Source organism: Geomonas sp. (assembly GCF_056994735.1).
The window spans coordinates 1-2,689 of the sequence record NZ_JBXKJL010000258.1 but is presented as its reverse complement, the minus strand read 5'-3'; the positions used below and the strand labels follow the sequence as shown (position 1 = coordinate 2,689).

General features: G+C 59.2%; 3 protein-coding genes and 1 pseudogene. All 4 read left to right on the top strand.

Annotation, left to right across the window (positions count from 1 at the left end; genetic code table 11):
* Positions 1-307 (top strand): transposase (locus AC11W3_RS11485; protein ID WP_484093045.1); only part of this gene is annotated, 307 nt, incomplete at its 5' end.
* Positions 308-615: 308 nt separating this feature from the next.
* A complete protein-coding gene (locus AC11W3_RS11480; protein WP_484093044.1) occupies positions 616-1,734 on the top strand; it encodes a transposase in 1,119 nt (372 codons plus the stop codon).
* 76 nt (positions 1,735-1,810) lie between these two features.
* A pseudogene (locus tag AC11W3_RS11475) lies at positions 1,811-1,969 on the top strand (transposase); the annotation flags it as partial.
* Positions 1,970-2,014: 45 nt separating this feature from the next.
* Positions 2,015-2,689, top strand: a 675-nt coding sequence (locus AC11W3_RS11470; RefSeq protein WP_484093046.1) for an IS1595 family transposase, incomplete at its 3' end; no start/stop codon positions are given.

The window sequence follows — 2,689 nt, the reverse complement described above, 5'->3', positions numbered from 1 at the left end:
TATCTCCCAGAAACTCGTCGAGACGCTGTTAGAGCAGGACCTTCAGTTGATCACCAAGCTGCGCAAGGGGATGAAGAACAAGTTGCTCCCCTTGGCCGACAAGCTGTTATTGCGCAAACGCGCGCTGATCGAGACCATCAACGACCAACTCAAAAACATCAGCCAGATTGAACATACGCGCCATCGGAGCATGAGCAACTGGATGGTTAATCTCCTGGCGGGCTTGGTGGCCTCTACCCATCAGCCCAAAAAACCATCTCTTAACTTGTCACAAAATCAGCTTAAGTTACTGAACTATGTAGCATAATTATCCAGAACTCACGTTATTTTATATTTGACTCGACTTTGGCACTCTTGAGCCCGCGGCAAGGCAAGGAATATCAGTGACTTGGAGGCATAACTCGGTAATTGCCGCTAGCCGTACTCAACTCTAGTTTCCGACTTATGCACTGAGCAAACGGTAGAAGCTACGCGGCCATACTGAATTTTTCCACATTGGCCTCCGATCGGTAGCACCACACTTAACCGTGGTGCATTGCTGAGAGCTTGAACCAAGCGGGTCCAAGGGGCGTCCCTATAAGGTGTGACGAGCTATCACATCCGCAGGAGGCCGCGATGGACCCACACAAGCAATGGTGTCACAACCCGGACTGCCCGGCGAGAGGACAGGTGGGGCAAGGTAACATCCATATCCATAGTCAGAAGGAGCAGCGCTATCAGTGCGAGACCTGCGGGCGGACCTTTACAGCGACTAAGGGGACGCCGTTTTATCGGTTACGCACGGCGGCCGACTTGGTGACTCTCGTGCTCGTCTTGCTCTGTCATGGCTGCCCGCTGCAAGCGCTTGTCGCGGCCTTTGGTCTGGATGAGCGCACGGTCGGGCACTGGCAAGCGCGGGCAGGCCGGCATTGCCAAAAGGTCCATGCAGGCATCGTCCAACAAGGCCGGGTGGATTTGGGTCACGTGCAGGCCGATGAGCTGTGGGTGAAGCTCGTGGCGAAGCGGGTGTGGAGGGCCATGGCCCTCGCGGTGCCCTCGCGCTTGTGGCTGGGTGGAGTCATCAGTGAGCATCGCGACCGCAGGCTCATCACCGACCTGGTTCAGAGGGTACGTGCTTGTGCGGCAAGCCTGGCGATGCTGGTCTGTGTCGATGGCCTGGCCAGCTACGTCACGGCTTTTCTGCAAGTGTTCCGTCATCCCATACGCACCGGCCGTCGCGGTCGGCCTCGGCTGGTGGTGGAGCCGGGGCTGCTCATCGGTCAGGTGATCAAGCGCTATGCGAAGCGCCGAGTGGTCGGCGTGGTACATCGGGTGATGCGGGGAACGGCGCAGGCGATTGCCGAGGTCTTGAGCAAGACCCGTACGGGCACCGTCATCAACACGGCATACATCGAGCGCCTGAACGCCACCTTTCGCAGTGCGCTCGCCCCCCTGGTGAGGTGGGGGCGGGCCATCGCTCATCTAGAGACGACACTGACCGCTGGCATGTACCTGGTGGGCTGTGCCTATAACTTTTGCTGGTGCCATCGGAGCCTTCGGTGGCGAGCCTGCGAAGGGGCTTCCCGCCAGTGGCTAGAGCGCACACCGGCCATGGCCGCAGGTTTAACTGACCACCCGTGGAGCATGGCCGATCTCTTGCGCTACCAGGTGCCGCTGCCACCTTGGGTGCCGCCCAAGCGGCGGAGGCGTCCACCTGGACGGAGTCAATCGTCGCTCGTAGCCGGGGTAACGTGAGCACGGTTAAGTGTGGTGCTACCGGGTTTTGAGGACGTGGTAAATTGGAACTTTGTCCACCCTGTGCCTGTCCCCCATGTGCCGCCTCAACAACCTTATCGATGAAGATAAATGTTACGAAGAAGTCAGACGGATACGCTGGCCCAACGGGGTGCGTTGTCCGGGTTGCACGTCCAACAAAATCACCCAGCGTGGTCGCAACCACCGGCAACACGCATGCCGCCGCTACACCTGCAAGACCTGTGGCAACCGGTTTGACGACCTCACCGGGACGATCTTCATGGGGCGGCATCAGCCTGTGTCGGTGTGGTTGGCCTACCTGTACCTGATGGGGTTGAATCTGTCGAACCGGCAAATGGCCGAGGAGCTGAACCTGAACGAAAGCGATGGCCACGCCGCGATGGCGGATGCATTGCGGGGAGGGATCGTCCAGCGCCGTTCCAAGGTGCGGATGAGCGGCGTGGTGGAGTGCGACGAGGTGTATGTCGTGGCGGGGCACAAGGGCAGGCCCGATCAGCTCCAGGGACGCCCTCCACGCCGTCGGCGACTCCAGGGCGGGCCCGGTCGGGGCACAGTCGAGAAGGAAAAGCCGCCGATCTTTGGGACGATTGAGCGTGGCGGCGAAGTCCGGATCGTCATGCTGGAGACTGTGCACCAGAAAACCATCCGACCGCTCATCCAGGAGACGATCGAACCCGGCACGGTGGTCAATACGGACGAGTATGTGATTTATGCTGCTCTGCCTCAGTGGGGGTATGTGCACCAGAGCGTGTGCCACAGCCAGGGAGAATACGCCCGTGATGAGGATGGTGACGGTTTCCATGAGGTCCATGTCAACACGATGGAAGGCTTTTGGTCGTTGTTGCGTTCTTGGCTGCGCCCGCATCGAGGCATCTCCCAGGAAAAATTGCCAATTTACCTGGGATTCTGTGCGTTCGTGCATAACGTCAGGCGC

Bases quoted from the DNA above. Each gene is read 5' to 3' on its own strand.
- AC11W3_RS11480 (WP_484093044.1), top strand. From the start codon at position 616: ATGGACCCACACAAGCAATGGTGTCACAACCCGGACTGCCCGGCGAGA.